The sequence below is a fragment of the Ochrobactrum sp. WV_118_8 genome, assembly GCF_039631535.1.
GTDB classification, from domain to species: Bacteria; Pseudomonadota; Alphaproteobacteria; order Rhizobiales; family Rhizobiaceae; genus Brucella; species Brucella anthropi.
This window is the reverse complement of sequence record NZ_JBDIUZ010000001.1, coordinates 395,522-421,358: the sequence shown is the minus strand read 5'-3', so window position 1 is coordinate 421,358 and position 25,837 is coordinate 395,522. Positions and strand designations below refer to the sequence as shown.

Genomic DNA, 25,837 nt, shown 5'->3' with positions numbered 1-25,837 from the left:
ATCTAAATATCTGTTTTTATTAATTTTATATAGCTTCAAGAATGCAGCTAATAATGTGCATCAAGCATAGATTCCGCATAGTTACGCGGCGGCTCAGGCAATCTGCGGGTGAAGCAAACTCCGTAATCAGCCTCACTCACCCTGCATTTGACGATCCAGCGCCGTCAGATAGGAGAGCATCGACGCGACGGAACGCTCCGACAGGGCCACCAGCTGACGCCTGCCGTCGTTCGGATCTAGCCAGCGACGAACAAGACCTGCCGCTTCCATCTCATCGAGACGTCGCGATGCCGTCGCAGGGGAAACACCCGAAACAATGTACAATGACGATACCGAGACCTGCTTTTCCTGGAGATGGTTTTCCATCAGGTCGAGCAACATATGCCAAGCGGGATCGACGAAGAGTTTGTCTGAGAAATAGCGCGTTTTAATGTCACGGATACGCAAGAGTTCCAACAGGCGCTCCTTGTCGGGCGAGACCGGTGACATATCCGCCGGTTGTGTCTTTGGCCGTGCCAAGGGTTGTGCACCGCCGGGTACAAATGATTGCAGCGACCCGAGCATCGTGCCCAACTGCTGTGCTTCCTCCATCAGTCGGGAAAGGCGCTCTGTTCCCTGCGACCACTGAGCTGCCGTTGTGCGTTGTTCATGGGCCTTTGCTGCCGCTTTGCCTACAGATTCCAAGAACTGTACCCGGCGAACCGGTTTGTGCAGAAAATCAACCGCGTTAAGCCGCAGGGCTTCCACGGAATTGTCCAGCGTCGCGTGTCCGGTTACGAAAATGACCTGCAGCCAGTTGCGGTCTGCATGTCGTTCACGGATATTGCGCAATAACTCGATCCCGTCCATTCCGGGCATACGGATGTCGCTCACCACCACGTCAATTTCCGGCGTTCTGTCCAGAATCTTCAAGGCCCCCACAGCAGCCGATGCGCGCAGGCAGTTGTAACCCGCGTCGGTCAGCGCCGTGCCCAAGACCTCAAGCAACGGCTCCTCATCGTCGATCAGCAGAACTGTTGTGTTAGCTGTTGCGCTACTCATTGATCGCCTCCCGCCCGGAAATGGTTTTCTGCATTACAGAGAACAAGTCTGAACTCAGCTCCTTTGGCACCGTTGCGCGCTTCCAGACTTCCACCCATGTCCCGAGCCATGCCGTATCCCAGCGACAACCCAAGCCCGGTTCCCTTACCAACCGGCTTCGTCGTAAAAAATGGCTCAAACAGGCGATCAAGGATCGCAGGCGGAATGCCCGGACCGGAATCGGCCACAACAATCGCAATCATATTGTCCGGTCCCCGCTCAACACTGATTGTGATATAGTCGGCGTCCGCCTCCTCGGCAGTCGTCCCAGCTGACACGCAGTTTTCAAGAATTGCATCTCTTGCGTTGAGAAGCAGATTCAGGATGATTTGCTCCACCAGAACGAGATCTCCCATCACGCTGAATTCGCCAGATTTGTAATTGCGATTGATGGTAACTCCCTCATTTGCAATCTGTCTGCCGGCAATGGTCAGAACCCCTTCAATCGCGTCGGCCGGATCAAGGGGTCTGAGCGAGCCGTCACTTCGATGGCCGTAAATACGCATGTGACGAACGATGTTTGCCGCCCGATCGACCTGCCCGGAGGCCAGCTCCAGGCTCTCGATCATCATCGACTGATCGAGTTTTCCCTCTGATAAACGAGCCTGAAGGTTGTCAATGGCCATAGCGAGCGCTGCCAAAGGCTGGTTGATCTCGTGGGCAATGCCGGTGGCAACTTCACCCAGCGTCACGAGTTTTCCCGATTGGTAAATCGCCAGTTCGGCATCACGCTGTTCAGTGATATCGAGCCCGACCGCGACGAGATTCTTGATATTACCTTCGTTGGTTTTAATAGGGGAAACGGACCAGGACAGGGCTCGCTTGCGCCCATCTGCGAGCACGATGTTGTTCAGTGCCTGCCAAGGCAGATTCTCAACCACAGTTGAGAAGGCTTCACCCAACGGATGGGAGATTGCACCTGCTTCCGATTTTCGGCTTTCAATGTCGGGGAAAAGCTCGTGCATTGCCTGATTGGCGACAATGAAACGTCCTTCAGCGTCGGTGACAGCCATCAGGACACCACCCGTATTAACGATGGTTTCCAGAAACTCCTTGTCCCGACGCTGATTGGCAGCCTCGATCATCACCTGAACAAGGGAAACCCGACTTTGCATATATTTGCCGAGAATTATTCCAATCGCGATCAGTGCAGCGAACAAGGCTGCCAGAGCCGCTACAATGACCGATGAAGCCGCAAGCCATGCCGCGTAAATTGGGGCAGTAGGAACACCCACATAAGCCATCAATGGTGCTGCCGAGGAGCGATAATAAGCGAAAATTCGTTCTATGCCGCTTCGGACGGATGGATTGATCCTGATACCCTTCCCCGCTTCCAGCTCCTCGGGAATATAGGAAGCAACATTCTGACCTACGACTGAAGGCGAGCTGGACGCTCGAATGACACCGTCAGTTCCCATCAAACCAATGACCATGCCGGGCTGCTCATCGAGCTGAGTGTAAAAGCCGTAGAGATAGGCCTCATCGACGACGATGAGAACATATCCATTGAACCCCCCGCTTTCGCTACTGATCCGCCGCGCATAGCTCATCGCCCAACCACTATAATCTCCGGGCACATTCAAATCCGATTTGTAAGGTTTGCTGATGTAAAAATCGGGAGCGTCTGATCTGTTTAATGTCTTGAAGTCTGGTGTATCGCTAAGGTTTCTCCCCACTGGATAATCATCCAGTCCACTTGCGTACACGCGGCCATCCCGGTCGATGATAGCTATTCCCATCGCTGCAGGTTCGGCAGCGGCGCGGCGGCGCATGACCTCTGAGAGAAGTCCTTCGGAAACGATCCTGTCCGCGCGATCCTCCATGATTGCGCGGCTCAATGCATCCAGCTTGGCAAAAATTTGGGTTGTATGTTCTGCCAGCGCCTGCGCCAACGACATGGCCTGCTGTCCGGTATCATCAATGCGATTCTTATAATCGCGATAAATCATGGTTGCAGCGCCAAGCGATGCTATCAAAACCACGAACGCCGCCACTAGCCAGTAGGTACGCAGGGTGCTGCGATCAATCTTTGTGAGACGTTCCATCGACTTCCCGAAATCAGGCATATCAGCACAAACAAGTAAAACACATAATTTCTAACAAAGAGAAAGGATTTGTCAGACGTGGTTATTTCACTTTCCCTGGAAGACCATGAAGCCAACGCAACTGTAGACGTAAATATTTCATGCGCTCTTGATCCAATTCGCTATTACATTCTTCAATTTCCGTCACTGCGGGATAATTCAAATATCGTTGGCGACATTCGGCAATTTTATAAGTAACCCACGCCGACTGCGCCTCCCGAAAGCGGTTTTGGCCGTTAGCAGGCAAGCCGGAAAGTAACATATCTTCCAGCCGCCTTATCTGTGCCGACAAGACCACATCGCTATGACTGGCAGCGGGAATTGTCATAAGCAGTGCAATCAGTCCCGAACGGCCGATAATGCCAATCATGAAACGCCTCCCGATTACCGGATTTCCAGGGCGATGAAGGTGACGCTGGATGTGCCACTCTCACAATCCGGCACGTTTGCTTCAGTCTTGTTTTCAGCCTTTCCAACACCTCCAGAATGCAGGCTGAAACAAGATTGCCTTCGTGCATCACGGCACGGCTCTCCTTCAGGGGCAGCGCATCAACCGACAGAACAGGAGGAGTGGTTGGGGAACTTTTCCGTTGGATGGCCATCATTGAAATGATGTGTGAGCGATTGCGCACTTTCCAACAGACTTAGCACTCCCGACCGACGGGCGTTGCGGGGGCATCTGTAGTCGGCCGGGAGTTTACGGCCTCAATGATGCGGGGCATCATGAGACCATAGGATCGCGCTTGGCGAGAACCAAGGCGAGCACCAGCCATTCCGCGTATTCTGGACAGCGGAATGGAGTTTTTGAGGTTCAAAAGCCGGAAAGCAGGAAGCGCAACACGGCTCCCCAGAACCAAAGACAGCCAACGATCATTGCGAGCCACATCATGGCCAGCATATGAGCCGGAAACTTTTCCTCGCGCTCCACAGGAATGCGGGACTGACTACGGTCGTCGATACGAGGTGAGCTGCATACTCTTGCAATCGACATAGCCTCAGCCTTCCTTTCCCTGCAACGCTCGTGAAGCACAGCGTTTTCTGACTTCATTCGTTCTGTGCCTTAACCGGACGAGTTCAAAATGGTGTCAAATGAGAAGGAAAGCATCTGCTGTTGGGTTCAGATTGAAATCATTCAATGCCATAGCCACGCTGAACCAATATAAATATTTGAAATAAAAAGATAAAACTACAATCAGAATGAATACATTTCACACAGCACCCACATGACCGATATTTTCCGGGATCGAAAACAATTGGATGCTTTGAAATGGCAATCACCCAGACGCAAACAAAAAACCCCGCCAAGCCGGAAGCTTGGCGGGGTTTCCCGTATAAAACTCTACAAGAGAACCTTACTCCCGGTTGCCCATGAACTGCAGCAGGAAGGTGAACATATTGATGAAGTCGAGATAGAGACGCAGCGCGCCCATCACAACCTTGCGGCCATGCGCATCCGAAGAATCACCTTCGTAGTACATTTCCTTGATCGACTGCGTGTCGTAGGCGGTGAGGCCTGCGAAGATCAGAACGCCGATCACCGAGATCGCGAACTGCAGCGCGGTCGAGCCGAGGAAAATGTTGACGACCGATGCCAGGATCAGGCCGAACAGGCCCATGATCAGGAACGAGCCCATGGCGGACAGGTCGCGCTTGGTCGTGTAACCGTAGAGCGACAGCGCGCCAAAGGAAGCAGCCGTCACGAAGAAGGTGCGAACGATGCTCTGGCCGGTGAAGACCAGGAAGATCGACGACAGCGACAGGCCGACGAGAGCTGCATAGCCCCAGAAGACGGCGTTAGCGGTCGAGACCGAAAGACGTTCGATGCGGAAGCTCAGGAAGAACACTGCCGCAAGCGGCGCAAGCATCACGACCCAGCGAAGCGGAGACGTGTAGAGCGCTACACCGAGACCGGTGAGCATCTTGCCGTTGGCGAGCTGGGCGACGGCTGCGGACGGGTCCGTGGTCGTTGCGAGTGCTGCAACGGCAAATGCGGCAAGGCCGGTAACGGCCAAGCCGATAGCCATCATGTTATAGACGCCGAGCATATAGCTGCGCAGGCCCTGATCGATGCCTGCATCAGCGCGAGCGCCGCCTACCGGCCTCTGCTGCGCCTGAATATTGCGAAAGTCAGCCATGACTTAAATCCTCTTGCCATGTCCCGTCCGGTGTCGGGGGCGCTCAAAAGGTCGAGCCGCCGCCAGGCGCCGCTGGCGGGACCCCAGCATGCCTGCCTGACATTATGGGGATTTCGGCCTTCGCGTACAAGTACCACCTGTAAAAAAACGTGATGCAACAGCCTGGAAGTGTAAACGCTTTCTCCATACGATCCAATGACTTACGTTTTTCTGCCGGTGACGATTACAAATCGTTCATATCGTCCTGAGCACCTGGGCAGGCTTTTGGCCGAGAACGCGCCATGTCCCGGCCAGGCCGAAACCGACAGTCAGCACCAGCGCGATGGCAACGGTCATCAGCGCGACATCAGGCAGGAAGCTCGCTTTCAGCTTCATGATTTCCACCACGACATACCAGCCAGCCACACTGCCGGCGACAAGTGCAAAGAGCGCCGTTGCAAGCCCGAGCAGCATATATTCAAGCACATAGGCCGTGATCAGCGTGCCGCGCGTGGCGCCCAGCGTCTTCAGCACCACCGCATCGTGAACGCGCGCGCGATTGCCTGCGGCAAGCGCGCCGCCCAGCACCAGAACCGACGCAGCCAGCGCGATGGAGGCCGCAGCGCGAATGGCGGTTGCAAGCTGGCTGATCAGATCATTGGCGACATTGAGCGCATCGGTCACGCTGACCGTCGTGACGGCGGGCCATGTCTTGGTGACCTGCCGCAGCACATCAGGCGCAAGGTTCTTCTGGCTATCGGGAATGGTGAGCGTCGCCAGCCAAGTCGCAGGCGCACCGGCAAAGGTATTGGGCGAAAACACCATGACGAAATTCATCGCAAGCGTTTCCCACTGAACCTGACGGAAGCTTGCGATCTTCGCGGTAATGTTGCGGCCCAGCACATTGACCGTCACCGTGTCGCCGAGCTTCAGACCCAGTTCCTTGCCCTCGCGCTCCGCGAAGGACACCAGTGGTTCGCCACTATAGTCGTTCGGCCACCATTCGCCTTCCGTCAGTGTCGAGTTTTCGGGGACTGTATCGGAAAAGGTAATACCACGGTCGCCGCGCAGCACCCAGGCTGCTTCCGGCGGGATGGTCATGTCGCGCACATTGGTGCCGTTGAAGGCAACGATACGCCCGCGCAGCATCGGACCGGAGGTGAGCTTGCCATCAGGCACGATGCCGCTGACCAGCTTGGTGAAATCACCGATGTCGCGGTTCTGGATATCGACGAAGAAAAAGTCAGGCGCCTGCGCTGGAATGTTTTCCGTTACCTGGCGACGCAGATTGCCATCGATCAGCGCGATTGCCACCATCAGCGTCAGGCCAAGGCCCAGTGAAAGCACCACAGAAGGCGTGAGCGCGCCGGGTCGATGGATGTTGCCCACTGCGAGCCGGAGCGACGTCGAGCGCACGCGCGGAACCCGGCGGGCAAGCCAGCGGATGCCGTCGGCGACTAGCCGCAGCACGCCGAAAGCCGCAATGGCCGAAACGATGAAGATTGCGGCGATACGCCGGTCATAAGCAACGTAGAGCGCCAGACCGGCGAGTGCAGCAATCAGCAGAACCGCAAGGGTGAGATAGAGGAATGGTGGCAGGCCGCGCTGTTCAAAACCTTGTTCGCGGAAAAGCGCCGTCGCCGGAATATCGCGTGCGCGGCCCAGCGGAATAATCGCGAAGGCAAGCGTGGTGATAAGGCCGAAGACGGCAGCGAGCGCCAACGCATCGGGAAAGAAACCGCCACCACCGGCGACCGGCAGATAATTGGCAAGCGCCATCGCGGCAGCAAACGGGATAATCGCCGCCAGTATCAGCCCGAGAACAATGCCTATGAAGCCGATCACCATAATCTGCACGAGATAAACCAACACCGCGAAGCGCGCTGGCGCGCCGAGCGACTTGAAGGTGGCGATCACACCGCGCTTGCCGTCAAGATAGGCGCGCACTGCATTGGCGACGCCGACACCGCCGACGATCAGGGCTGTCAGGCCCACCAGTGTCAGGAATTGCGAGAAGCGCTCGATATTGGCGCTCAGCGCTGGCGCGGCATTGGTGCGGGAACGGATGTTCCAGCCTGCATCGGGGAAATCGGCAGCGGCCTGCTGCCTGACTTCGGCAATTGCTGCATCCGGCGCACCGTCCGGAAGCGCAACCTTGTAGATATGATCGACAAGGCTTCCGGGCTGAATGAGACCGGAAGCACGCAGGCCATCCAGCGAAACCAGAAAGCGCGGCGCAAAATTGAAGCCGGACGACAAGAGGTCCGGTTCGCTCTCGATCAGGCCACGCAATTCAAACATTTGCGAGCCGAGCAGCACCTTTGCGCCAAGCGACAGGTCCATGCGATTGAGAAAGTCCTGGCTGACGGCAGCACCATAGGTGCCGTCCTTCTCGCCGGTCATATCGGCCGAAGATTGCTGCGGTTGAACCTTCAGTTCGCCATAAAGCGGATAGGCAGCGTCGACAGCCTTCACCTCGACCAGCGACTGGTCGGAACCATCGGGCATGCGCGCCATGGAGCGCATGGTGGCGCTTTCCGCCATTCTGCCCTGTTTTGCGATGAAGGCGCGTTCTTCCGCCGTTGCTTCCCGCTGATTGAGCGCGAAGCTGACATCACCGCCCAGAATGCTCTGGCCTTCCGACGCAATGCCGGTGCTGACCGAGCGCGCCACCGAGTTGACGCCGCCGATAGCGGCAACGCCAAGCGCGATACAGGCGAGGAAAATATAGAAACCGGACAGGCCACCGCGCATTTCACGCAGCGCAAAGCGGAGAGCAAGCGAGAACGATTTTGCCGCACTCATGCGCCAGCTGCCAGAGATTCGAGAACGGAGCCGCCCTGTGCAGGCTCTTCGATCCGGCCCGAGCGCACCGGAATTTCGATGTCGCAGCGCGCCGCAAGCGCCGGGTCATGCGTGACGAGCACCATGGTGAGGCCGTTTTCGCGCTGCTTGGCGAACAGAAGATCAGCGATCTGGCGCCCTGTCGTGGTATCGAGATTGCCGGTCGGCTCATCCGCGATCAGGATTTTCGGGCTTGGCGCAAGAGCACGGGCAATCGCAACGCGCTGCTGTTCACCGCCGGAAAGCTCCGATGGATAATGGGTGAGGCGCTCGCCAAGGCCGACAGCGCGCAATTCGCGTTCCGCCACCTCGAAAGCATCGCGACGCCCGGCAAGCTCCAGCGGCACGGCGACATTTTCAAGCGCGGTCATGTTGGGAATAAGGTGAAAGGACTGGAACACGATGCCGATATTGGCGCCGCGGAAAGCGGCGGCCTGATCTTCGCTCATCTGGCTGATCGTCTCACCGGCAATCTTCACAGTTCCGTTATCGACATGCTCCAGACCGGCCAGAACCATCAGCAGCGTGGACTTGCCGGAACCGGACGGACCAACGATGCCAACCGACTGTCCTTGCGATATATGAAGGGAAACGCCCTTCAGCACATGCACCAATGAGGCGGCGTGACCAAGGGTTAGATGAACGTTCTCAAGTTCGATAATCGGGCCAACAACCTGTTCCGTCACGCGGTTTTTATCCTATATGAATCTTTAGAACCAAACAGCGCGCCACAAATTTGAACTTATGTTGCGCCAATTATTGAAGAGAAGTCCGGCGGGCCATTTGCCCACAGCCCCTCAAATATGGGTTTTCGACGATGCGTTTCAAACTCTCAATTCCGGCATGGCTCCCGATTTTTGCGATGATGGCGTCTTTTATGGCGGCAAGTCCCATCACTACGGCGCAGGCGCAGGAAGATCCGACCGGCCTCGAAGACGCACTGCCGACCGAGCAATTGTCGCAGGTCAGAATTGTCGGTTTCGGCGACAGCCTCATGGCGGGCTATCTGCTGCCGGCCAATGCCGCCTTTCCGCAGCAGCTTGAAAAGGCACTCAACGACAAGGGTGTCGAGGTTTCGATCGAGAATGCGGGCGTGTCGGGTGACACGACCACGGGCGGGCTTTCGCGCATCGACTGGTCCGTTCCCGATGGCACCGATCTGGTCATCCTTGAACTGGGAGCGAATGACGCGCTGCGCGGCATCGAACCCGACATTACCGAAAAGAACCTCGATGAGATGCTGGCGCGCCTGAAGCAGCGCGGCATTTCGGTCATTCTTGCCGGCATGATGGCCCCGCCCAACATGGGCAAGGACTATGCCGCCAAGTTCAACCCGATCTATCCGAAGCTGGCACAGAAATATGGCGTGCCGCTCTACCCGTTCTTCCTCGACGGCGTAGCAACCAAGAAGGACTTTCTGCTCGAGGACGGAATGCACCCCAATGAAAAGGGCGTCGAAACGATGGTGTCTAACTTTATGCCCACTATCGAAAAGAGCCTGACAGATATGCAAAACAAGGGGACATCGGGAGGCTGACGCCGGTCGGGAGCATAAACAGCTTGCTCCCGGACTCAAACTTTGATTCGCTGCAGTTGCATCAACTTAACCGAATCAATTCGGCAGGTACGATGCACTGACTCTCTAGGCTAGAGTGTCCTTTACGCATCCTTTGGATGCCCGGCGCTCTGGCATGGAACGCTTCGAGGAGGATGCCTTATGCCGCGTCTTTTCACTGCCCTCGAAATCCCGCGCGACGCCGCGCTTTCGCTCTCGTTGTTGCGAGGCGGTCTTCCCGGCGCACGCTGGATTGATGTCGAAAACTACCACATAACGCTGCGTTTTATCGGAGATGTGGAAGGCCACGTGGCCGACGAGGTTGCCAATGCGCTTGATCGCGTGCGGCGGCCGGAATTCATGCTCAACCTGTCGGGTGTCAATGCTTTCGGTTCCAAAAAGCCGCACAGCATCTATGCGGGTGTATCCCCTTCGCCTGAGCTCAACGCATTGCAGGCGGAAATCGAACGGATCTGCCGGCGACTTCACATTCCCGCCGACCCGCGCAAGTTCACGCCCCATGTGACACTGGCGCGGCTGAGAAATCCCCGCATCGAGGATGTGGTGCGCTATCTCTCCTCACGTGGCAACTTCGCGACGCTGCCCTTCAAGGTGGGACGGTTCGTGCTGATGTCGTCACGCGATTCCGTCGGTGGCGGACCTTATATCGTGGAGGAAGCCTGGCCTTTGGTTGCCCGTTCCGGCCAGAACTGGTCGGCAAGCGCGATGGAGGCTGCCAGAACCATCCGGTAAACCTTTTCGAAGTCCCCGGTCCCGCCGTAGTAGGGATCGGGGATTTCAACTGTCCGCCCTTCTGCAATCTCCGCGAAAAGCCCGATATGCGCGTCTGCACTTGCGGGCCTGCGCTCAGCGATCATCCGCATATTGTAACGGTCCATCCCAAGGATCAGGTCAAAACGGCTGAAATCACCGGCGATGAGCTGTCGGCAGCGCTGTGCGGAAATGTCGAGACCATGATGCGCTGCAACGCTGATGGAGCGCTCGTCCGGCTCCTCGCCGGTATGATAGCCATTGGTTCCGGCAGAATCGACCAGCACATGGCGGATGCCGCGCTTTTCCAGCACATGCCCCATCACGCCTTCGGCAAGCGGAGAACGGCAGATATTGCCTGCGCAAACGAAAAGAATGCTGGTCGGGGCTTGTGCGGCTACGGATACGATCACGGAACTCTCGCGCTCATGATAAGTTAGTTCAGGAACCGCAACATAGGCGAAAGACGATGGCACGCAACCGGCTGACAGAAAATGAACTGAACGAAGCGCTCACTGAACTGGATGGCTGGCAGAAGGTCGACGGACGCGAGGCGATTGCCAAGAGCTTCAAGTTCAAGGATTTCAATGCCGCCTTCGGTTTCATGACGCGCGCAGCGCTCCATGCGGAAAAGCTCGACCATCACCCTGAATGGTTCAATGTCTACAACCGCGTCGATGTCACGCTCGCTACCCATAGCGAGAACGGCATTACGGAACTCGACATCAAGCTTGCGCGCAAGATGAATGCGATAGCCTGAATTTAGAGCTTTGAAATATAGACGTAAATCTTCCGGCGATCATAATTGAAGCTGCCATCTGGATTGCGGCTCGAATAGGGTAGAACGCGGGTAAGATTGATGCGATCCTGCCAGTTCTGCCCGAGTTTGCCGCCATGGACACCCCGGATATGAACATCGCCGAGCGAAATTGCAGCATGGAAAATGTGCCCCGCCTGCACGTCATAAAAGCCGATTGCCTGACCGAAGGGTAGAGCCGAATAACCGTTCCATTGTTCGCCCGCCCTGAAATTCAGGATCGGTATCCAGTTCTGGCTGGATGTGCCGCGCAAAGTGTTGAGCGAAATTCCGGCTCCGAAGAGAAACCGCAGATAGACGGCGGCATCGTAGCATCCCGCCTCCGACAGATCGACGGTGATGTAATTATCTTCGCTTCCAGCAGCCAGTAGCTGGTTGCCGCGAAACAGCCGTGTTGAACGGTCGCTGCGGATGAAATTTTCCCCATAGCCGGTCAAATGCATCAAAACCTCCATTCGTTCGGCATCGCTCCAGCGCGGTCCAAGCCGTTTGGTGAGCAATCCGGTCGAATCTGTATTTTGGGGATTTGACGAGGGCGTTGTAGCTGATGGTTCTTGCAGGATAGGACTACGGGGAAATCGAACTGGCCTTGCAAGAGCGATACAAACTCCCCATTTTTTACCGGTCAGAACCCGCATTCGACGATTGGAATCGGGACGACAGGAGTTGAACGAGAATGGATGACGTCAGAATCGGTGAAATCCTCGAACCCGGCAGCGAGAGCGAATTCAAGAAGCGCAGCGAACGGGTGAAGAACGGATTCTGGAAGGCCGCGCGCCGCGCCGGTCGCATGGTGCCATTCATGGATGAGGTGGTGGCAGCCTATTACTGTGCCCTCGACCAGAAGACGCCGACCCGTGTGCGCATGACCCTGATGGCGGCGCTCGCCTATTTCGTCCTGCCCTTCGACGCCATTCCCGATATCCTGGCCGGTATCGGCTTCACCGATGACGTTGCCGTACTGATGGCAGCGCTGACGGCCGTTCGTGCCCATATCACACCGGCGCACCGGCTGGCCGCGCGACAGGCACTTGAGGATGAGGGAGCAAGGGAATAGCGGCGGCTGATCACAGCTATGTGATTCCGGCTACTTTGCTTCAATTGCCCTCCGCTTTTTTCCTTATTTCCCTAATTCCGACATCCTATCCCCCTTTCAACATATTGCCTTAATCCACTGCTGCCTTATTGCCTTATCCCCACGAACACACTCTCGCCGCTTTCTTTTAATTCAAGTGGAGCCAAGGGATGGCGGGGCGACTTAGCTGCTCATTCAAGTTTTCTTTCGAAACTTCACCGTTTGGTAACCCAGATTAAGGCAATTTAATCGGCAACTGAGCGGGACGGCGTGATGAACGGCGGCATCCCGATATTCAAGTTTGAAGCAAACGAAAGAGAACCGGTAAAAACCAATGCTTGGAAAATCGATCGTCGCGGCTTCTGTGTTCATGATTGGGATGGCGGGTTCGGCACTCGCCCAGACCCCGAGCCAGATCAGCCAGTTCAATGCCTGGGGCGCCTACAGCTATCAGTCGGGCAACGGCAAGGTCTGCTATGTCCTCTCCGTACCGACCCAGAAGGCTCCGGCCAATGTCGATCACGGTGACAACTTCTTCCTCGTGAGCCAGAAGCCCGGCCAGAACATCTCGTTCGAACCGCAATTCATGGCCGGTTACGACCTCAATACCAATGCCAAGGTCGTCGTCTCCATCGGCAACCGCAACTTCAACATGTTCGTCAACGGCAAGTCCGGCTGGATGGAAAATGCAGCGGAAGAGCCGCAGCTCATCGCAGCCATGCGCGGCGGTTCGGAAATGAAGGTGCAGGCACAGTCGAAGCGCGGCACCAAGACCAACTATACCTATTCGCTGAAGGGTATTTCGGATGCGCTGAAAGCCATCCAGAAGTGCAAGTAATCCTCGTGATTGGACAACTTTCAAAGCCGGGCTTGCGCCCGGCTTTTTCTTTTGCAGCCTTGCTCCCCGCCGTCATGCATAGCAGACCGGATTTCATGTGGCCGGATTTCATGTGGGATGACGAATGCGATATTGTGTGCTAAGAGCGCGCGCAACAGGGGTCGCAAAGCCAAGTGCCGGACCCTATTTATCCATGCATTCGGGCCAGATTATCTGGCGAAGCTTATCGACGCGCTTCAGCCGTCGTCTCCAACAGTTGAAAACAGATGTCCATTTCGTTCGACCTTACCATTGATGATACGCGCGACCAGCTTGCCCGCCATGCGCGCGCCAGCCTGGAGGCAAAGCCGTCGCTCATCGGCATGTCGCGCGAGGAAATGGCCGAAGCGCTGATCAAGGCCGGTGTGCCCGAGCGTCAGGTGAAGATGCGCATCAGCCAGCTCTGGCATTGGCTCTATGTGCGCGGCGTTTCCGATTTCGCCGACATGCGCAATATTTCCAAGGATTTGCGCGCTATGCTGGCGCAGCATTTCACCATTGCGCGGCCTGAAGTGGTCGAAGAACAGATTTCGCAGGACGGCACCCGCAAATGGCTGTTCCGTTTTCCGCCGCGCGGCGCAGGCCGTCCGGTCGAAATCGAAAGCGTCTACATTCCCGAAGAAGGCCGTGGCACGCTCTGCGTTTCCTCTCAGGTCGGCTGCACGCTCACCTGCTCGTTTTGCCATACCGGCACGCAGAAGCTGGTGCGCAATCTGACCTCTGAAGAAATTCTGGCGCAGCTTTTGACCGCCCGCGACCGGCTCGGCGATTTCCCGGACAAGGATACACCAGACGGCGCCATGGTGCCCGCCGAGGGCCGCAAGATCACCAATATAGTGATGATGGGCATGGGCGAGCCGCTCTATAATTTCGAGGAAGTGAAAAAGGCGCTGATTATCGCTTCCGATGGCGATGGCCTGTCGCTTTCCAAGCGTCGCATCACGCTTTCGACCTCCGGCGTCGTGCCGGAAATCTATCGCACCGGCGACGAGATCGGTGTGATGCTCGCCATTTCGCTGCACGCCGTGCGCGACGAGTTGCGCGACATTCTGGTGCCGATCAACAAGAAGTATCCGCTGGAACAGCTCATCAAGGCTTGCCGCGAATATCCGGGCCTGTCCAATGCAAAGCGCATCACCTTCGAATATGTGATGCTCAAGGACATCAATGACAGCCTTGAGGATGCCAAGCTGCTGGTAAAGCTTTTGCAGGGCATTCCGGCCAAGATCAATCTGATCCCGTTCAACCCGTGGCCCGGCACCAATTACCAGTGCTCGGAATGGGAGCAGATCGAGAAATTTGCCGATTATGTAAACGCAGCTGGCTATGCATCGCCGATCCGCACCCCTCGCGGTCGCGACATTCTCGCGGCCTGCGGCCAGCTTAAGTCGGAATCGGAGCGCATGCGCAAGAGCGAGCGCCTTGCACTCGAAGCCATGATGATTGCCGGGCATGGTGAATAACGGGGTGAATAAACCGATGGGTGAGCGCGCTTGAACGATACTTTCGACTACATAACGCGCTTCGCCATCGTGGTATTCGGCTATTGCTGCGGTGTATTGACGGCAGGCTGGTTTCTCGCCGCCATCCTTTTCCGCACCCTCGGGATCGATTCCTTCATGAGCGATTTCGTCATGATGGCAAGCGACCCGGATGCCGGTTCGCTCTTTGCAGCCACCAGCTTCTGGAGCGCCGTCTTCGTTGGCGGTTTTGCCATTGCAGCCATGGCTGGCGGGTTCAGCTTTGTGCCCGCACTCATCCTCATCATTCTGGCTGAAGCGCGCGGTTACAAATCGTCCCTGTTCTATTGCGTTGCGGGCGCCCTGATCGGGCTTGCCGCCGCAGGCGCATCGCTTCCGTTCAGCGATGGCCGGAGCGTGCCGGAAAGCTCGCTCTGGATCGCAGCCATTGCAGGAGCCGGTGTCGTCGGCAGCTTCGTCTACTGGCTGCTGGCAGGGCGCAATGCCGGGCGGCTTTTAACCCGCCCGGTTGAATAAAATCCATCTTCTTTTTCGCATTGTCGTACGCATCGAAGCGGGATCAGAAATCAGTCCAGTGGACTGATTTCCCCGCGGAGACGCTTCGCACTTTTGCTGGAAATGGCTTTTTCATTCGCATTGTCCTACGCAAAACCGCTTCGCACTTTTGCTGGAAATGGCTTTTTCATTCGCATTGTCCTACGCAAAACCGCTTCGCACTTTTGCTGGAAATGCTCTATTTTGCCTGTGCGGTGATGATCTTCAGCGCAAAGGCCGAGAATACACCCGCAAACATCCAGTCCACGATGCGCGTCACGGTCGGGTTCTTTTTCAGGAGCCCGGCGAAACGATCTGCCGCCACGACCATCGGAATGGTGAAGGGCAGCGCCATCGGAATGAACGACAGGCCGAGGAAGAACAATTTACCCATGGCATGCGGGTCATGTGCGGAGACGAACTGCGGCAGGAAGGTCATGTTGAACAGGATGATCTTCGGGTTCAAAAGGTTGATGCCAAGACCGGTCAGCCAGTTCTGGAACAGCGTATGCTTCTTGCCGCCATTCTTTTCCGGCGAGAAGGCCGATCCCTTGCGGATCGCCTGCACGGCCAGCCAGACCAGATAGCCCGCTCCCACCACTTTCAGCGCCGTAAAGGCTGCAGGAGACGCCAGAATGAGCGCCGAAAGGCCGAGCGCCACCATGGTTGTGTGAATGACGATGCCAGTGCTGGCGCCAGCCATGCAGGCAAAGCCTGCGGCCTTGCCTTCGGACAGGGCGCGCCCGACGAAAAGCGTCATGTCAGGACCGGGGGTAATGGAAAGGATCGCGGTTGCTATCGCGAACTGGACAAAAATCGTCCATTCGGGAATGAAGGTCAGGTTTGTCAGAAAAGACATCGAAATGTGCTCCAAGAGATGGCGCACGCTAGAATAATTTCCGGGCAAATGAAACAGTGGAATGGAGACAGAAATGCTGCTGATCGTAGGGACCGTCCGCCTGCCGCCGGAAAACTTCGCCAAAGCGCGTGAAGCCATGCAGCGCATGATCTCCGCCAGTCGGGCGGAGGATGGCTGTGTGGACTATGGCTATGCCGCAGATATTCTCGAACCGGGTCTCATCCATGTGAAGGAGATGTGGCGCGACCGTGCTTCGCTCGACCGGCATTTTGCCTCCGCCCATATTGCCGAATGGCGTGCGGCCTGGCCTGGGCTTGGTATTGGCGACCGCAATCTCGTTGTTTATGAAGTTGGCGAACCACAGATCACGTAATCCGCATGAGTTTTCGCGATAAGTCGCAGCCCTTCGGCTTGCACGCTGCTTGGCAACTGCTAAAAGAACTACGGACAAATTTTGGGCGCCGCTCTGGAGCGCCTGATGAGACGGAAGTTTATTATGAGCAAGTGGAAAGACGTTAAGAAAGTCGTTCTCGCCTATTCGGGCGGCCTCGACACCTCGATCATCCTGAAGTGGCTTCAGACAGAACTCGGCGCGGAAGTTGTGACCTTCACTGCCGATCTCGGTCAGGGCGAAGAACTTGAGCCAGCCCGCAAGAAAGCGGAAATGCTGGGCATCAAGGAAATCTTCATCGAGGACGTGCGCGAAGAATTCGTGCGCGATTTCGTTTTCCCGATGTTCCGCGCCAATGCCGTCTATGAAGGCGTCTATCTGCTCGGCACCTCGATTGCCCGCCCGCTGATCTCCAAGCACCTGATCGAAATCGCCAGGAAGACCGGCGCCGACGCAATCGCACACGGCGCGACCGGCAAGGGCAACGACCAGGTTCGTTTCGAGCTTTCGGCCTATGCGCTGAACCCGGACATCAAGATCATCGCCCCATGGCGCGACTGGTCGTTCAAGAGCCGCACGCATCTGCTCGAATTCGCCGAACAGCACCAGATTCCGGTTGCCAAGGACAAGAAGGGCGAAGCGCCGTTCTCCGTCGACGCGAACCTGCTGCACTCCTCGTCCGAGGGCAAGGTTCTGGAAGACCCGGCTGTCGAGGCACCGGAATATGTGCATATGCGCACCATTTCACCGGAAACCGCGCCCGACAAGGCAACGATCATCAAGATCGGCTTTGAAAAAGGTGATGCCGTTTCGATCAATGGCGAACGTCTGTCGCCTGCGACGCTTCTTGCCAAGCTCAACGACTATGGCCGCGACAACGGCATCGGTCGTCTCGACCTCGTGGAAAACCGCTTCGTCGGCATGAAGTCGCGCGGCGTCTACGAAACGCCGGGCGGCACGATCCTGCTGGCAGCACACCGCGCCATCGAATCGATTACGCTCGACCGCGGTGCAGCGCACCTGAAAGATGAGCTGATGCCGCGCTATGCGGAACTGATCTATTACGGCTTCTGGTTCTCGCCGGAACGCGAAATGCTGCAGGCCGCCATCGATCACAGCCAGCGCCATGTCGAAGGCGAAGTCACGCTCAAGCTCTACAAGGGCAACGTGATGGTGATCGGCCGCGAATCGGAGAAGTCGCTCTATTCCGACAAGCTCGTCACCTTCGAAGACGATCAGGGTGCTTACGACCAGAAGGACGCCGCAGGCTTCATCAAGCTCAATGCACTGCGCCTGCGCACGCTTGCTGCGCGCGATCGCAAATAAGCATATCCAATCCAGACAAAAGCCCGCCTTCCGGCGGGCTTTTGTTTTTAGAGCGGAACAATTGTCTTTGTGCTCTGGATGACCGGCAGGATCGCATGAGATCAAGCGGCGTGTTTTATACCCGCCAGCATCTTTTCCTCGCCGGGACGCAAGGTCAGCACCCGCACGCCATTCGAGGTGACTGCGACCGTATGCTCGAACTGCGCTGACAATTTTCCGTCGCGCGTCACCACCGTCCAGCCGTCCTTTTCGGTCTTCACCTTGGCCGTTCCCTGATTGAGCATCGGCTCGATGGTGAACACCATGCCTTCGCGGAGACGAACGCCGGTGCCCGGCTTGCCGAAATGCAGAACCTGCGGTTCCTCATGCATCTCGCGGCCGATACCATGGCCGCAATATTCCCGCACGATGCTGTAATCATGCCGCTTGGCGTGGCGCTCAATGGCATGGCCGATGTCACCCAAAGTCGCACCAGGACGCACGGCAGCAATCCCCTTCCACAGCGCCTCATAGGTCACGCGGACCAGCCGTGAGGCGAAAGGAGCGACTTCACCGACCATATAGGTCTTGCTGGAATCAGCGATATAACCGTCCTTTTCCAGCGTGATATCGAAGTTGATGATCTCGCCGTTTTCAATGATCTCGTCATCCGACGGCATGCCGTGGCAGACGACTTCGTTCTTGGAACTGTTCAGCACATGGGGATAGTCATATTGCCCCTTGCTGGCAGGCCGCGCCTGCAATTCGCGGGTAATATAATCCTCGACCAGATCGTTGACCTGCATCGTGGTCATGCCCGCCAGCGGCGTGCGGTCGAGAAGCGCAAAAACCGAGGCAAGCAGCGCGCCGGATGTCGCCATTTTCTCCACTTCGGCAGGGGTTTTGGTCATGACGACTGCACAGTAAGAACGGGCAGAACCGGCAGCTCGACCCGTGCTGCGCGCAACTGCATCTGCACGATCTCGTTGAACGACAGGTCGGGATGGGCTTGTGCCAGCATGCCGATCTTCATCCAGTATTCAGCCTGCGCATTGATCGAACGGCACATGACGTCACTCGCCTTGCGCAGTTCCTCATGCAGTTCATCGCCGATTTTCACGATACCCATAGCATTGTCCAGACCATATAGTTCATATACGGATCATATATAAACCGTATATACCCATCGATCAAGCTCTCCACTGTTCCTGCTCAAGCAATCAAAGTCACTTGCATTTAGTATGGCGCCATACTATAAGTCACCGTATGGAAATAATCGAGCAAAAGCACCACGCCCTTCTGGGCGAAATGGAACACCGTCACAGCCCGTCCACCGACGCGCTGAAAACCTGCTTTGAAGTCTTGTCGCTTGCTGCGGCCATTGACCGTGATTGCGCCAACCGGCTTGCACCGCACAAGCTTTCGGAGGGCAAGTTCGTCCTGCTGTTTCTGCTGCACAATGCGCCCGACGGCCTCTCGCCGCACGAGCTTTCAGAACGCGCAGGTGTCACGCGCGCCACCATAACCGGCCTGCTGGACGGGCTGGAGCGCGATGGTTTCCTCAAGCGTCACGCGGATAGCGAGGACCGCCGCAAACTGACTGTCCGGCTGACATCCGAAGGGGTGCTGCTGGCGCAACAGCTTTTCGAACAACATACCGCATGGATTGCAAGCCTGATGGGCGATCTCTCGTCAGGCGAACAGCAGCTTCTCAGCACCTTGCTGCGCCGCATCTGGAGCCGCACCGATGCCGGTCGCTCTTTCAAGATCAATGAAACCCTAAGGGATATGACATGACCTATTACCTCGCCGAGCTTTATTCCCCGAAATCGAGCTGGCACGCGCTTGATGCTGAAGGCAGGCGGGCCTTCTTTGAGAAAGTCGGCGCGGGTATGGGCGGGCTTGGCGCGCTCGGTATCGAGGCTTTGGCATTAGGTCCCGTCGATGCGACAAAGTCTTTTGCGCCCAGCCAGAGTTTCTTCGCCATCTGGCGTTTCCCGGATGAAGCAGCTCTCGACATGCTGATTGCCGGAATCACGGCCACCGGCTGGCATGATTATTTCGACACGATCAATGCGGCTGGTGCAGGCACCGACCTTCCCGGCCATCTGGCGCAACTGGCAGGCGTGCCTTTCAGGGACGCCGCCTAACACTACAGTTGCATTCTTCGTGATGCCGGGCTGCAAAGAGCGTTTTGTCTGCGTTCCGGTGCTCACGTACCTTCAAGTACGCTCCGCTCCGGTACTCGAAAATCACTCTTTTCGCCACGGCCTGACGAATTTGCAACTGTAGTGCTAAGCTAATCACCCATGACGATAAATGCTCCCTCTTAGAGCGCTGTGCGTCCAAATGAACGCACAGCGCTCTAGGGGAACATTTTTCTTATCCACACATGCCCCCGGCTGATCCCGCTTGACTCTTGCCTCGCTCGATTCAATACTAGAACATATAGAGAACAAAAGATGGAATCTAGACGTGAGCGGCATCGACATCGCGGCGCTGCGGCGCATGGTTACGACCATTGAAGGCAACGATCCGCAAGGCAGTTTTGCAAATCAGGGGCAAACGGGCTTCGGGCTGGCGCGCAGTTTCACGCTCGGCCTTGCCGGGGCGGATGCCGCCTTTCCGCATGGCCTTGCAGGCGACGCGCTGCATGAGGTTTTTGCCGAAAACCCCGGCGCGCATATGGCCGCGACCGGCTTTGCGCTGGCCTTTGCCGCCCGTGCGGCAGAACGCGCCGCAGAGCCTCGTCGTCCGATTATCTGGATCGAGGAAGAAAGCGCTGCAAGTGAATATGGCGGGCTTTATCCGCCGGGACTTCATGCCTTCGGGATCGATCCGTCGCGACTTCTGATCGTGCGCTGCCCCACGGCACAGGATGTGCTGAAAGCAGCAAACGATACGCTGGAAGCCGGAAGTGGCGGCAAGGCTTCGCATCTTGTTTCCGGTGTCGTCGCCTCGGTGACAGGCCAGCCGAAATGCCTCGACCTGACCGCTTCGCGTCGTCTGCTTCTGGCAACCGAAACCGCGCAGCTGCCCGTCATCCTGCTCAGGAGCCACCGGACAGGCGTGCAGAGCGCTGCCGTCAGCCGCTGGCGGGTAGCGCCCGCGCCGTCCCGTTCAAGCGGAGCAAACGCGCCCGGCAAGCCTGTCTTTTCGGCGGTTCTGGAACGCAATCGCCACGGCACATGCGGGCAATGGATCATGGAATGGAACAATGAAACCCAGGAATTTGGTGCTAACGAACGGGATGGCAGAACGTCTGTTTCTCGCCCTCTGGTTTCCGTTTCTGCCGACCGACCGGCTTCGCAGCAGCGCTCCGCCTGATGGTAAACCGCACCTGCCTTTGGTTGTGACCGAACGCACGGCCAATGCGCTGCGCCTGACAGCAGTGGATGCCGGAGCGGCAAAGCTCGGCCTTTTTCCCGGCATGGCGCTAACGGATGCGCGCGCCCGCGTGGAAAGGCTTGAAGTGGCAACGGCAGCACCGGAACATGATGCGGCATTACTCAAGCGCCTTGCCCATTGGTGCGAGCGCTACACGCCGCTTGTCGCCTTCGATGAGCCGCATGGGCTGATGCTCGACATAACCGGCTGCGCGCATCTTTTTGGCGGGCTCGACGCCATGCGTGCCGATGCAATCCGGCGTCTGGAACGGGCCGGGCTTGGCGTACAGGCGGCGATTGCCGATAACAGTTTTGCCGCGCGGCTTCTGGCACGGGGAACGAAGGGCGGTGTTTTCAGCAGGGCGGAGGCCGACCGGCTGCTTCCCCGCCTGCCGCTCTCCGCGCTTGAACTGGCGCAAGCTGCCGAAACCGGCCTTAAACGCGCCGGATTGAAACGCATCGGCGATGTGATGGGGCTTCCGCGCGCCGCACTCACCGCCCGCTTCGGCACCGATCTTGCCACCAGGCTTGACCGGTTGGCGCGGCGCGAGCGCGCGCCGATTTCCCCCTTGCGCATCATGCCGCTCAGTGCCGTCGAGCGCCGCCTGTCAGAGCCGGTTACCGCAATGGAACTGGTCGAACGCATCTTGCAGGAACTGGCGCAGGAGCTTTTTACGCAGCTTGAACCGGAGGGAAAAGGCGCGCTTCTGATTGAGGCCTTCTTCTTCCGTGTCGATGGCGAAGTGCGTCATATCCACATCGAAACCGGCCAGCCCTTGCGCAGCGACAAGGTTTTCCTGCGCCTTGCGCGTGAAAGGCTCAACGCCTTGACCGACCCGCTCGATGCAGGTTTCGGCTTCGACATGATCCGGCTGGCAGCGCTGCGCAGTGCGGCAATCGCCCAGCGCCAGACGGGGCTCGACCAGCATGAGGAAGATGAAGCGGGGTTTAGTCAGCTTGTCGACCGGCTTTCGGCGCGGCTTGGACAGAACCGCGTTCTCGTTTCCTTTTCGCGCAACACGCATATTCCTGAACGGGCCTTCGGCCTGCGCCCTGCCCTGCACACGGATGGCAAGGGCGAAGCCGATTATCAGAGTGCATCAGTGCTTCCCGGTGATCCGCCAGCGCGCCCCATAAAACTGTTTCACCCGCCACTGTTGATCGAAAGCGTGGCGGAAGTGCCTGACAGTCCGCCTTCGTTTTTCCTGTGGCGACGGGTGCGCCATCATGTGCGCCTTGCCGAAGGGCCGGAAAGGATCGAACCGGAATGGTGGCTCGCAATCGGTCACACGGTTCCGGAACTGCGCGATTATTACCGGGTGGAAGACGAGAACGGCCAGCGCTTCTGGATTTTCCGCGAAGGCCTTTATGACGGCGCCAATCATCCGCGCTGGTTTTTACACGGACTGTTCGCGTGATGACTCATTATTTCGAAATGGCTGCTGCCAGCAATTTTTCCTTCCTGTGCGGCGCCTCGCATCCGCAGGAACTGGTAGCGCGTGCGCATGAGCTTGGCCTGTCCGGTATCGGCATTGCCGACCGCAACACGCTGGCCGGTGTGGTGCGGGCACATGCGGCATGGAAGGATTTTCGCGACAAGAGCGATTTCCGGCTTTTCATCGGCTGCCGCCTGTCTTGCATCGACGGCACGCCGGATATGGTCGTCTATCCGCGTGATCGCGCTGCCTATGGGCAATTGTGCCGCCTGCTGACGGAGGGCAAGGTACGCGCCGCCATCAAGGGCGAATGCCACCTCGAATGGAGTGATCTGCTGTTTCGCGCCCGGCAGTTCCAGATCGCGGTCTTTCCGCCTGAAGACGACAGACCGGATTTTGCCGCACGCCTGACCGAGATTGCGCAAGCGGCCCCCGGCTCGGTCTGGCTGATGCTCGCCATGCCGCATCAGGGCCATGACGGGCGCCGGGCCGAGCGCATCACCCGTTTTGCAGCCGAAGCCAATGTGCCGCTGCTCGCCACCAATGACGTTCTTTATCATCACCCCGACCGCCGCGCGCTTCAGGACGTGCTGACGGCAACCCGCCACCACACGACTGTTTTCGCAGCCGGGCAGCTTCTCGAAAAGAATGCCGAACGCCATCTGAAACCGCCAAAGGAAATGCTGCGACTGTTCCGCGATTACGCTGAGGCCGTCGAAGCAACCGCCGATTTCGTCGCGCCCATCACCTTCCAGCTTGATGAGCTGAAATATGATTATCCCGACGAGCCGGTGCCACCCGGCAAGACGCCGCAACAGCATCTGCATGATCTTACCTGGGAAGGGGCCGCCCGTCATTACGGCGCTAACAGCATCCCGCCGAAGGTGCAGGCGCTGATCCACAAGGAACTGGCGCTGATCGAAAAGCTGCAATATGCGGCTTACTTTCTTACCGTCTATGACATTGTGCAGTTTGCTATTTCCAAAAACATTCTGTGTCAGGGGCGCGGTTCGGCGGCCAATTCCGTTGTCTGCTTCTGCCTTGGCGTCACCGGTGTGGACCCGACACAGGTTGACCTCCTGTTCGAACGCTTTCTTTCGGTCGAGCGAAAGGAACCACCGGATATCGACGTCGATTTCGAGCATGAGCGGCGCGAAGAGGTGATGCAATATGTCTATGACCGCTACACCAGAGATCGCGCGGCCATTGTCGCAACCGTCATCAGCTATCGGTCCCGCAGTGCGATCCGTGATGTCGGCAAGGCGCTGGGGCTGACTGAGGATGTGACGGCAGCGCTCGCCAATACGGTCTGGGGCATATCGGGCGGCGGCATCGACAAGCAGCATATCAGGCAGGCGGGCCTCGACCCCGACAATCCCATCATTCGGCGTGCGGTGGAACTGGCCATCACGCTGATCGGCTTTCCGCGCCATCTGTCCCAGCATGTCGGTGGTTTCGTTCTGACCCGTGACCGACTGGACGAGACCGTGCCTATCGGCCCGGCAGCGATGGACAAGCGATCTTTCATCGAATGGGACAAGGACGATATCGACGAGGTGGGGCTGATGAAGGTCGATGTGCTGTCGCTCGGCATGCTCACCTGCATCCGCAAGGCCTTTGATCTCATTCACCAGCACAAGCCGGAAAAATATGATGGCAAGAAGCTGACGCTGGCCAATCTGCCGCGCGAAGACGAAGCCGTGTACGACATGCTGTGCAAGGGAGATTCGCTCGGCGTGTTTCAAGTGGAAAGCCGCGCCCAGATGAACATGCTGCCACGCCTGCGCCCGCGTGAGTTCTATGATCTCGTCATCGAGGTCGCCATTGTGCGCCCCGGCCCCATTCAGGGCGATATGGTGCATCCTTATCTGCGGCGGCGGAACGGACAGGAAAAACCACTCCTTCCGTCACCGGCACCGGAACATGGGCCGGCGGATGAGTTACAGCAGATTCTCGGCAAGACCAAGGGCGTGCCGCTGTTTCAGGAACAGGCGATGCGCATTGCCATGGAGGCTGCAAAATTCACACCGGATGAGGCCAATCAGTTGCGCCGCGCCATGGCCACTTTCCGCAAGATGGGCACCATCCATACGATGGAGACAAAGATGATCGAAGGCATGGTCAATCGTGGCTACGACCGGACCTTTGCCGAAAACTGCTTCAACCAGATCAAGGGTTTCGGCGAATATGGCTTTCCCGAAAGTCATGCGGCAAGCTTTGCCCATCTGGTCTATATTTCCGCGTGGATCAAGTGCCACCATCCGGAAGTGTTCGCCGCCGCACTTCTGAATTCTCAGCCCATGGGTTTTTATGCCCCCGCCCAGATTGTGCGCGATGCCCGCGAACATGGCGTGATGGTGCTGCCCGTCGATGTGAACTTCAGTCACTGGGATAATATGCTGGAGGATACGCTCGATATCCGACCGGCGCTCCGGCTCGGTTTCCGCCAGATCGACGGGTTTTCCAAACGGGACACCGAACTCCTGATTGTCGACCGGCAGGAGCCTTACCGTACCATCGAGGACATGCATCGACGGCTCCGGCTCGACCGGCGCGCCTTCACGCTTTTGGCCGACGCCGATGCCTTCGGCTCACTCGATATCGACCGCCGCGCAGCACTGTGGGCCGTGCGCCGTCTGCCCAATGACGAAACGCTGCCGCTGTTCCGCGCCGCCGCAGCCAGCGAACTGGCGGAGGAACCGCGCACAAAACTTCCTGAAATGGCCGCGTCGGAACATGTGATTGCCGATTACGAGACGACGCGGCTCTCGCTGAAAGGGCATCCGCTGCAATATCTGCGCGAGGGTCTGGCGGCGGAAGGCGTTTCAACCTGTCGTGCAGTGCAGGAAGGTGCCGACGGACGCCGCATGAAAGTGGCGGGCGTCGTCACCGTCCGCCAGCGCCCCGGCAGCGCCAAGGGTGTGGTGTTCCTCACCATCGAGGATGAAACCGGCATCGCCAATATTGTCGTCTGGCCGAAGGTCATGAAAGCATTTCGCCGCGAAGTGATGGGGGCGCGGCTGATCCATATCGAAGGTCGCCTCCAGCGCAGCCCCGAAGGGGTCGTGCATCTGGTGGCGTCAAAGCTGCAGGACCGTTCGACAGCACTGATCGAAATGAGCGGACGCGAAGCGCAGCGCCTCGTCGCTCCATCCCAGATGGCGCATCATCCGCGGAATGTAAAAATCATGCCGAACTCGCGAGACTTTCATTGAGCAATCACGCGCT

The 25,837-nt window shown here is 57.6% G+C and carries 26 protein-coding genes; 14 read left to right on the top strand and 12 right to left on the bottom strand.

What is annotated here, in order from left to right:
• Positions 1–132: 132 nt before the first annotated feature.
• The 7 genes from ABDF71_RS02035 to ABDF71_RS02005 all read right to left on the bottom strand — a co-directional run bounded on the left by ABDF71_RS02035 (position 133) and on the right by ABDF71_RS02005 (position 8,808).
• Positions 133–1,041: a response regulator gene (locus ABDF71_RS02035; RefSeq protein ID WP_259030238.1), complete on the bottom strand. Its 909-nt coding sequence runs from the start codon at positions 1,039–1,041 to the stop codon at positions 133–135.
• Complete coding sequence (locus ABDF71_RS02030) at positions 1,038–3,125, bottom strand: ATP-binding protein (protein WP_500060911.1); 2,088 nt, start codon at positions 3,123–3,125, stop codon at positions 1,038–1,040. Before ABDF71_RS02030 ends, ABDF71_RS02035 begins: the two co-directional genes overlap by 4 nt.
• Before the next feature lie 82 nt (positions 3,126–3,207).
• Positions 3,208–3,534 (bottom strand): lysozyme inhibitor LprI family protein, encoded by a 327-nt coding sequence (locus ABDF71_RS02025; RefSeq protein ID WP_259030235.1) that lies wholly within the window; start codon positions 3,532–3,534, stop codon positions 3,208–3,210.
• A gap of 441 nt (positions 3,535–3,975) precedes the next feature.
• A complete protein-coding gene (locus ABDF71_RS02020; protein WP_144405894.1) occupies positions 3,976–4,155 on the bottom strand; it encodes a hypothetical protein in 180 nt (59 codons plus the stop codon).
• Between the two features lie 361 nt (positions 4,156–4,516).
• Positions 4,517–5,299 carry a Bax inhibitor-1/YccA family protein gene (locus tag ABDF71_RS02015; RefSeq protein ID WP_011982324.1) on the bottom strand — a complete coding sequence of 261 codons (783 nt, stop codon included), beginning with the start codon at positions 5,297–5,299 and terminating at the stop codon, positions 4,517–4,519.
• Between the two features lie 234 nt (positions 5,300–5,533).
• A complete protein-coding gene (locus ABDF71_RS02010) occupies positions 5,534–8,083 on the bottom strand; it encodes an ABC transporter permease (RefSeq protein WP_259030234.1) in 2,550 nt (849 codons plus the stop codon).
• The gene (locus ABDF71_RS02005; RefSeq protein ID WP_010657902.1) at positions 8,080–8,808 is read right to left on the bottom strand and encodes an ABC transporter ATP-binding protein; all 729 of its coding nucleotides are present in this window, start codon (positions 8,806–8,808) and stop codon (positions 8,080–8,082) included. Before ABDF71_RS02005 ends, ABDF71_RS02010 begins: the two co-directional genes overlap by 4 nt.
• A gap of 131 nt (positions 8,809–8,939) precedes the next feature.
• On the opposite strand from ABDF71_RS02005, the gene ABDF71_RS02000 reads away from it, so the two are divergent.
• Together ABDF71_RS02000 and thpR are read left to right on the top strand one after the other, a co-directional pair.
• A complete protein-coding gene (locus tag ABDF71_RS02000; protein ID WP_010657901.1) occupies positions 8,940–9,659 on the top strand; it encodes an arylesterase in 720 nt (239 codons plus the stop codon).
• 180 nt (positions 9,660–9,839) lie between these two features.
• Positions 9,840–10,430: an RNA 2',3'-cyclic phosphodiesterase gene (gene thpR / locus ABDF71_RS01995; RefSeq protein ID WP_010657900.1), complete on the top strand. Its 591-nt coding sequence runs from the start codon at positions 9,840–9,842 to the stop codon at positions 10,428–10,430.
• On the opposite strand, the gene ABDF71_RS01990 is transcribed toward thpR, so the two are convergent.
• Complete coding sequence (locus ABDF71_RS01990; protein ID WP_259030233.1) at positions 10,340–10,861, bottom strand: low molecular weight protein-tyrosine-phosphatase; 522 nt, start codon at positions 10,859–10,861, stop codon at positions 10,340–10,342. The genes thpR and ABDF71_RS01990 overlap by 91 nt on opposite strands.
• 56 nt (positions 10,862–10,917) lie before the next feature.
• On the opposite strand from ABDF71_RS01990, the gene ABDF71_RS01985 reads away from it, so the two are divergent.
• The gene (locus ABDF71_RS01985; protein WP_010657898.1) at positions 10,918–11,208 is read left to right on the top strand and encodes a 4a-hydroxytetrahydrobiopterin dehydratase; all 291 of its coding nucleotides are present in this window, start codon (positions 10,918–10,920) and stop codon (positions 11,206–11,208) included.
• A 2-nt stretch (positions 11,209–11,210) separates the two neighbouring features.
• On the opposite strand, the gene ABDF71_RS01980 is transcribed toward ABDF71_RS01985, so the two are convergent.
• A complete protein-coding gene (locus tag ABDF71_RS01980; RefSeq protein WP_226622377.1) occupies positions 11,211–11,708 on the bottom strand; it encodes a hypothetical protein in 498 nt (165 codons plus the stop codon).
• 233 nt (positions 11,709–11,941) lie between these two features.
• On the opposite strand from ABDF71_RS01980, the gene ABDF71_RS01975 reads away from it, so the two are divergent.
• From ABDF71_RS01975 to ABDF71_RS01960, 4 genes are all read left to right on the top strand, one after another.
• Entirely contained in the window at positions 11,942–12,322 is a 381-nt protein-coding gene (locus tag ABDF71_RS01975; RefSeq protein ID WP_125333667.1) for a YkvA family protein, read from the top strand.
• A 352-nt stretch (positions 12,323–12,674) separates the two neighbouring features.
• Positions 12,675–13,178: an invasion associated locus B family protein gene (locus tag ABDF71_RS01970; RefSeq protein WP_010657895.1), complete on the top strand. Its 504-nt coding sequence runs from the start codon at positions 12,675–12,677 to the stop codon at positions 13,176–13,178.
• 266 nt (positions 13,179–13,444) lie between these two features.
• On the top strand, positions 13,445–14,680 hold the full coding sequence (rlmN, locus tag ABDF71_RS01965) for a dual-specificity RNA methyltransferase RlmN (RefSeq protein ID WP_029926026.1): 1,236 nt from the start codon (positions 13,445–13,447) through the stop codon (positions 14,678–14,680).
• Between the two features lie 30 nt (positions 14,681–14,710).
• On the top strand, positions 14,711–15,214 hold the full coding sequence (locus ABDF71_RS01960; protein ID WP_151691164.1) for a hypothetical protein: 504 nt from the start codon (positions 14,711–14,713) through the stop codon (positions 15,212–15,214).
• 217 nt (positions 15,215–15,431) lie between these two features.
• Here the strand turns inward: ABDF71_RS01960 and ABDF71_RS01955 are convergent, their stop codons facing one another.
• Positions 15,432–16,091, bottom strand: a complete 660-nt coding sequence (locus ABDF71_RS01955) for a LysE family translocator (protein WP_010657892.1) — start codon at positions 16,089–16,091, stop codon at positions 15,432–15,434.
• 73 nt (positions 16,092–16,164) lie between these two features.
• Between ABDF71_RS01955 and ABDF71_RS01950 the strand changes: the two genes are divergently transcribed.
• Together ABDF71_RS01950 and ABDF71_RS01945 are read left to right on the top strand one after the other, a co-directional pair.
• Positions 16,165–16,464, top strand: coding sequence for a putative quinol monooxygenase (locus ABDF71_RS01950; RefSeq protein WP_010657891.1), 300 nt, complete (start codon positions 16,165–16,167; stop codon positions 16,462–16,464).
• 123 nt (positions 16,465–16,587) lie between these two features.
• Positions 16,588–17,808, top strand: a complete 1,221-nt coding sequence (locus ABDF71_RS01945; RefSeq protein ID WP_151645816.1) for an argininosuccinate synthase — start codon at positions 16,588–16,590, stop codon at positions 17,806–17,808.
• 101 nt (positions 17,809–17,909) lie between these two features.
• On the opposite strand, the gene map is transcribed toward ABDF71_RS01945, so the two are convergent.
• Positions 17,910–18,698: a type I methionyl aminopeptidase gene (gene map, locus ABDF71_RS01940; protein ID WP_259030232.1), complete on the bottom strand. Its 789-nt coding sequence runs from the start codon at positions 18,696–18,698 to the stop codon at positions 17,910–17,912.
• Positions 18,695–18,916, bottom strand: coding sequence for a ParD-like family protein (locus ABDF71_RS01935; protein ID WP_010657888.1), 222 nt, complete (start codon positions 18,914–18,916; stop codon positions 18,695–18,697). Before ABDF71_RS01935 ends, map begins: the two co-directional genes overlap by 4 nt.
• Positions 18,917–19,053: 137 nt before the next feature.
• Here ABDF71_RS01935 and ABDF71_RS01930 point away from each other — a divergent pair, with 137 nt between their 5' ends.
• The 5 genes from ABDF71_RS01930 to ABDF71_RS01910 all read left to right on the top strand — a co-directional run bounded on the left by ABDF71_RS01930 (position 19,054) and on the right by ABDF71_RS01910 (position 25,824).
• Positions 19,054–19,584, top strand: a complete 531-nt coding sequence (locus ABDF71_RS01930; RefSeq protein ID WP_259030231.1) for a MarR family winged helix-turn-helix transcriptional regulator — start codon at positions 19,054–19,056, stop codon at positions 19,582–19,584.
• Complete coding sequence (locus tag ABDF71_RS01925; protein ID WP_259030230.1) at positions 19,581–19,937, top strand: DUF6616 family protein; 357 nt, start codon at positions 19,581–19,583, stop codon at positions 19,935–19,937. The genes ABDF71_RS01930 and ABDF71_RS01925 overlap by 4 nt, the downstream gene beginning before the upstream one ends.
• Positions 19,938–20,262: 325 nt before the next feature.
• Entirely contained in the window at positions 20,263–21,114 is an 852-nt protein-coding gene (locus ABDF71_RS01920; RefSeq protein WP_259030229.1) for an ImuA family protein, read from the top strand.
• Positions 21,050–22,591: a Y-family DNA polymerase gene (locus ABDF71_RS01915; protein ID WP_259030429.1), complete on the top strand. Its 1,542-nt coding sequence runs from the start codon at positions 21,050–21,052 to the stop codon at positions 22,589–22,591. The genes ABDF71_RS01920 and ABDF71_RS01915 overlap by 65 nt, the downstream gene beginning before the upstream one ends.
• Positions 22,591–25,824, top strand: a complete 3,234-nt coding sequence (locus ABDF71_RS01910) for an error-prone DNA polymerase (RefSeq protein ID WP_259030228.1) — start codon at positions 22,591–22,593, stop codon at positions 25,822–25,824. Before ABDF71_RS01915 ends, ABDF71_RS01910 begins: the two co-directional genes overlap by 1 nt.
• Positions 25,825–25,837: the final 13 nt, after the last annotated feature.

What these genes read in the sequence shown, in the direction of transcription:
- ABDF71_RS02035 (WP_259030238.1), bottom strand. Translation starts at nt 1,041, where the DNA reads ATGAGTAGCGCAACAGCTAACACAACAGTTCTGCTGATCGACGATGAG.
- ABDF71_RS02030 (WP_500060911.1), bottom strand. Translation starts at nt 3,125, where the DNA reads ATGGAACGTCTCACAAAGATTGATCGCAGCACCCTGCGTACCTACTGG.
- ABDF71_RS02025 (WP_259030235.1), bottom strand. Translation starts at nt 3,534, where the DNA reads ATGATTGGCATTATCGGCCGTTCGGGACTGATTGCACTGCTTATGACA.
- ABDF71_RS02020 (WP_144405894.1), bottom strand. Translation starts at nt 4,155, where the DNA reads ATGTCGATTGCAAGAGTATGCAGCTCACCTCGTATCGACGACCGTAGT.
- ABDF71_RS02015 (WP_011982324.1), bottom strand. Translation starts at nt 5,299, where the DNA reads ATGGCTGACTTTCGCAATATTCAGGCGCAGCAGAGGCCGGTAGGCGGC.
- ABDF71_RS02010 (WP_259030234.1), bottom strand. Translation starts at nt 8,083, where the DNA reads ATGAGTGCGGCAAAATCGTTCTCGCTTGCTCTCCGCTTTGCGCTGCGT.
- ABDF71_RS02000 (WP_010657901.1), top strand. Translation starts at nt 8,940, where the DNA reads ATGCGTTTCAAACTCTCAATTCCGGCATGGCTCCCGATTTTTGCGATG.
- thpR (WP_010657900.1), top strand. Translation starts at nt 9,840, where the DNA reads ATGCCGCGTCTTTTCACTGCCCTCGAAATCCCGCGCGACGCCGCGCTT.
- ABDF71_RS01985 (WP_010657898.1), top strand. Translation starts at nt 10,918, where the DNA reads ATGGCACGCAACCGGCTGACAGAAAATGAACTGAACGAAGCGCTCACT.
- ABDF71_RS01980 (WP_226622377.1), bottom strand. Translation starts at nt 11,708, where the DNA reads ATGCATTTGACCGGCTATGGGGAAAATTTCATCCGCAGCGACCGTTCA.
- ABDF71_RS01975 (WP_125333667.1), top strand. Translation starts at nt 11,942, where the DNA reads ATGGATGACGTCAGAATCGGTGAAATCCTCGAACCCGGCAGCGAGAGC.
- ABDF71_RS01970 (WP_010657895.1), top strand. Translation starts at nt 12,675, where the DNA reads ATGCTTGGAAAATCGATCGTCGCGGCTTCTGTGTTCATGATTGGGATG.
- rlmN (WP_029926026.1), top strand. Translation starts at nt 13,445, where the DNA reads ATGTCCATTTCGTTCGACCTTACCATTGATGATACGCGCGACCAGCTT.
- ABDF71_RS01955 (WP_010657892.1), bottom strand. Translation starts at nt 16,091, where the DNA reads ATGTCTTTTCTGACAAACCTGACCTTCATTCCCGAATGGACGATTTTT.
- ABDF71_RS01950 (WP_010657891.1), top strand. Translation starts at nt 16,165, where the DNA reads ATGCTGCTGATCGTAGGGACCGTCCGCCTGCCGCCGGAAAACTTCGCC.
- ABDF71_RS01945 (WP_151645816.1), top strand. Translation starts at nt 16,588, where the DNA reads ATGAGCAAGTGGAAAGACGTTAAGAAAGTCGTTCTCGCCTATTCGGGC.
- map (WP_259030232.1), bottom strand. Translation starts at nt 18,698, where the DNA reads ATGACCAAAACCCCTGCCGAAGTGGAGAAAATGGCGACATCCGGCGCG.
- ABDF71_RS01935 (WP_010657888.1), bottom strand. Translation starts at nt 18,916, where the DNA reads ATGGGTATCGTGAAAATCGGCGATGAACTGCATGAGGAACTGCGCAAG.
- ABDF71_RS01930 (WP_259030231.1), top strand. Translation starts at nt 19,054, where the DNA reads ATGGAAATAATCGAGCAAAAGCACCACGCCCTTCTGGGCGAAATGGAA.
- ABDF71_RS01925 (WP_259030230.1), top strand. Translation starts at nt 19,581, where the DNA reads ATGACCTATTACCTCGCCGAGCTTTATTCCCCGAAATCGAGCTGGCAC.
- ABDF71_RS01910 (WP_259030228.1), top strand. Translation starts at nt 22,591, where the DNA reads ATGACTCATTATTTCGAAATGGCTGCTGCCAGCAATTTTTCCTTCCTG.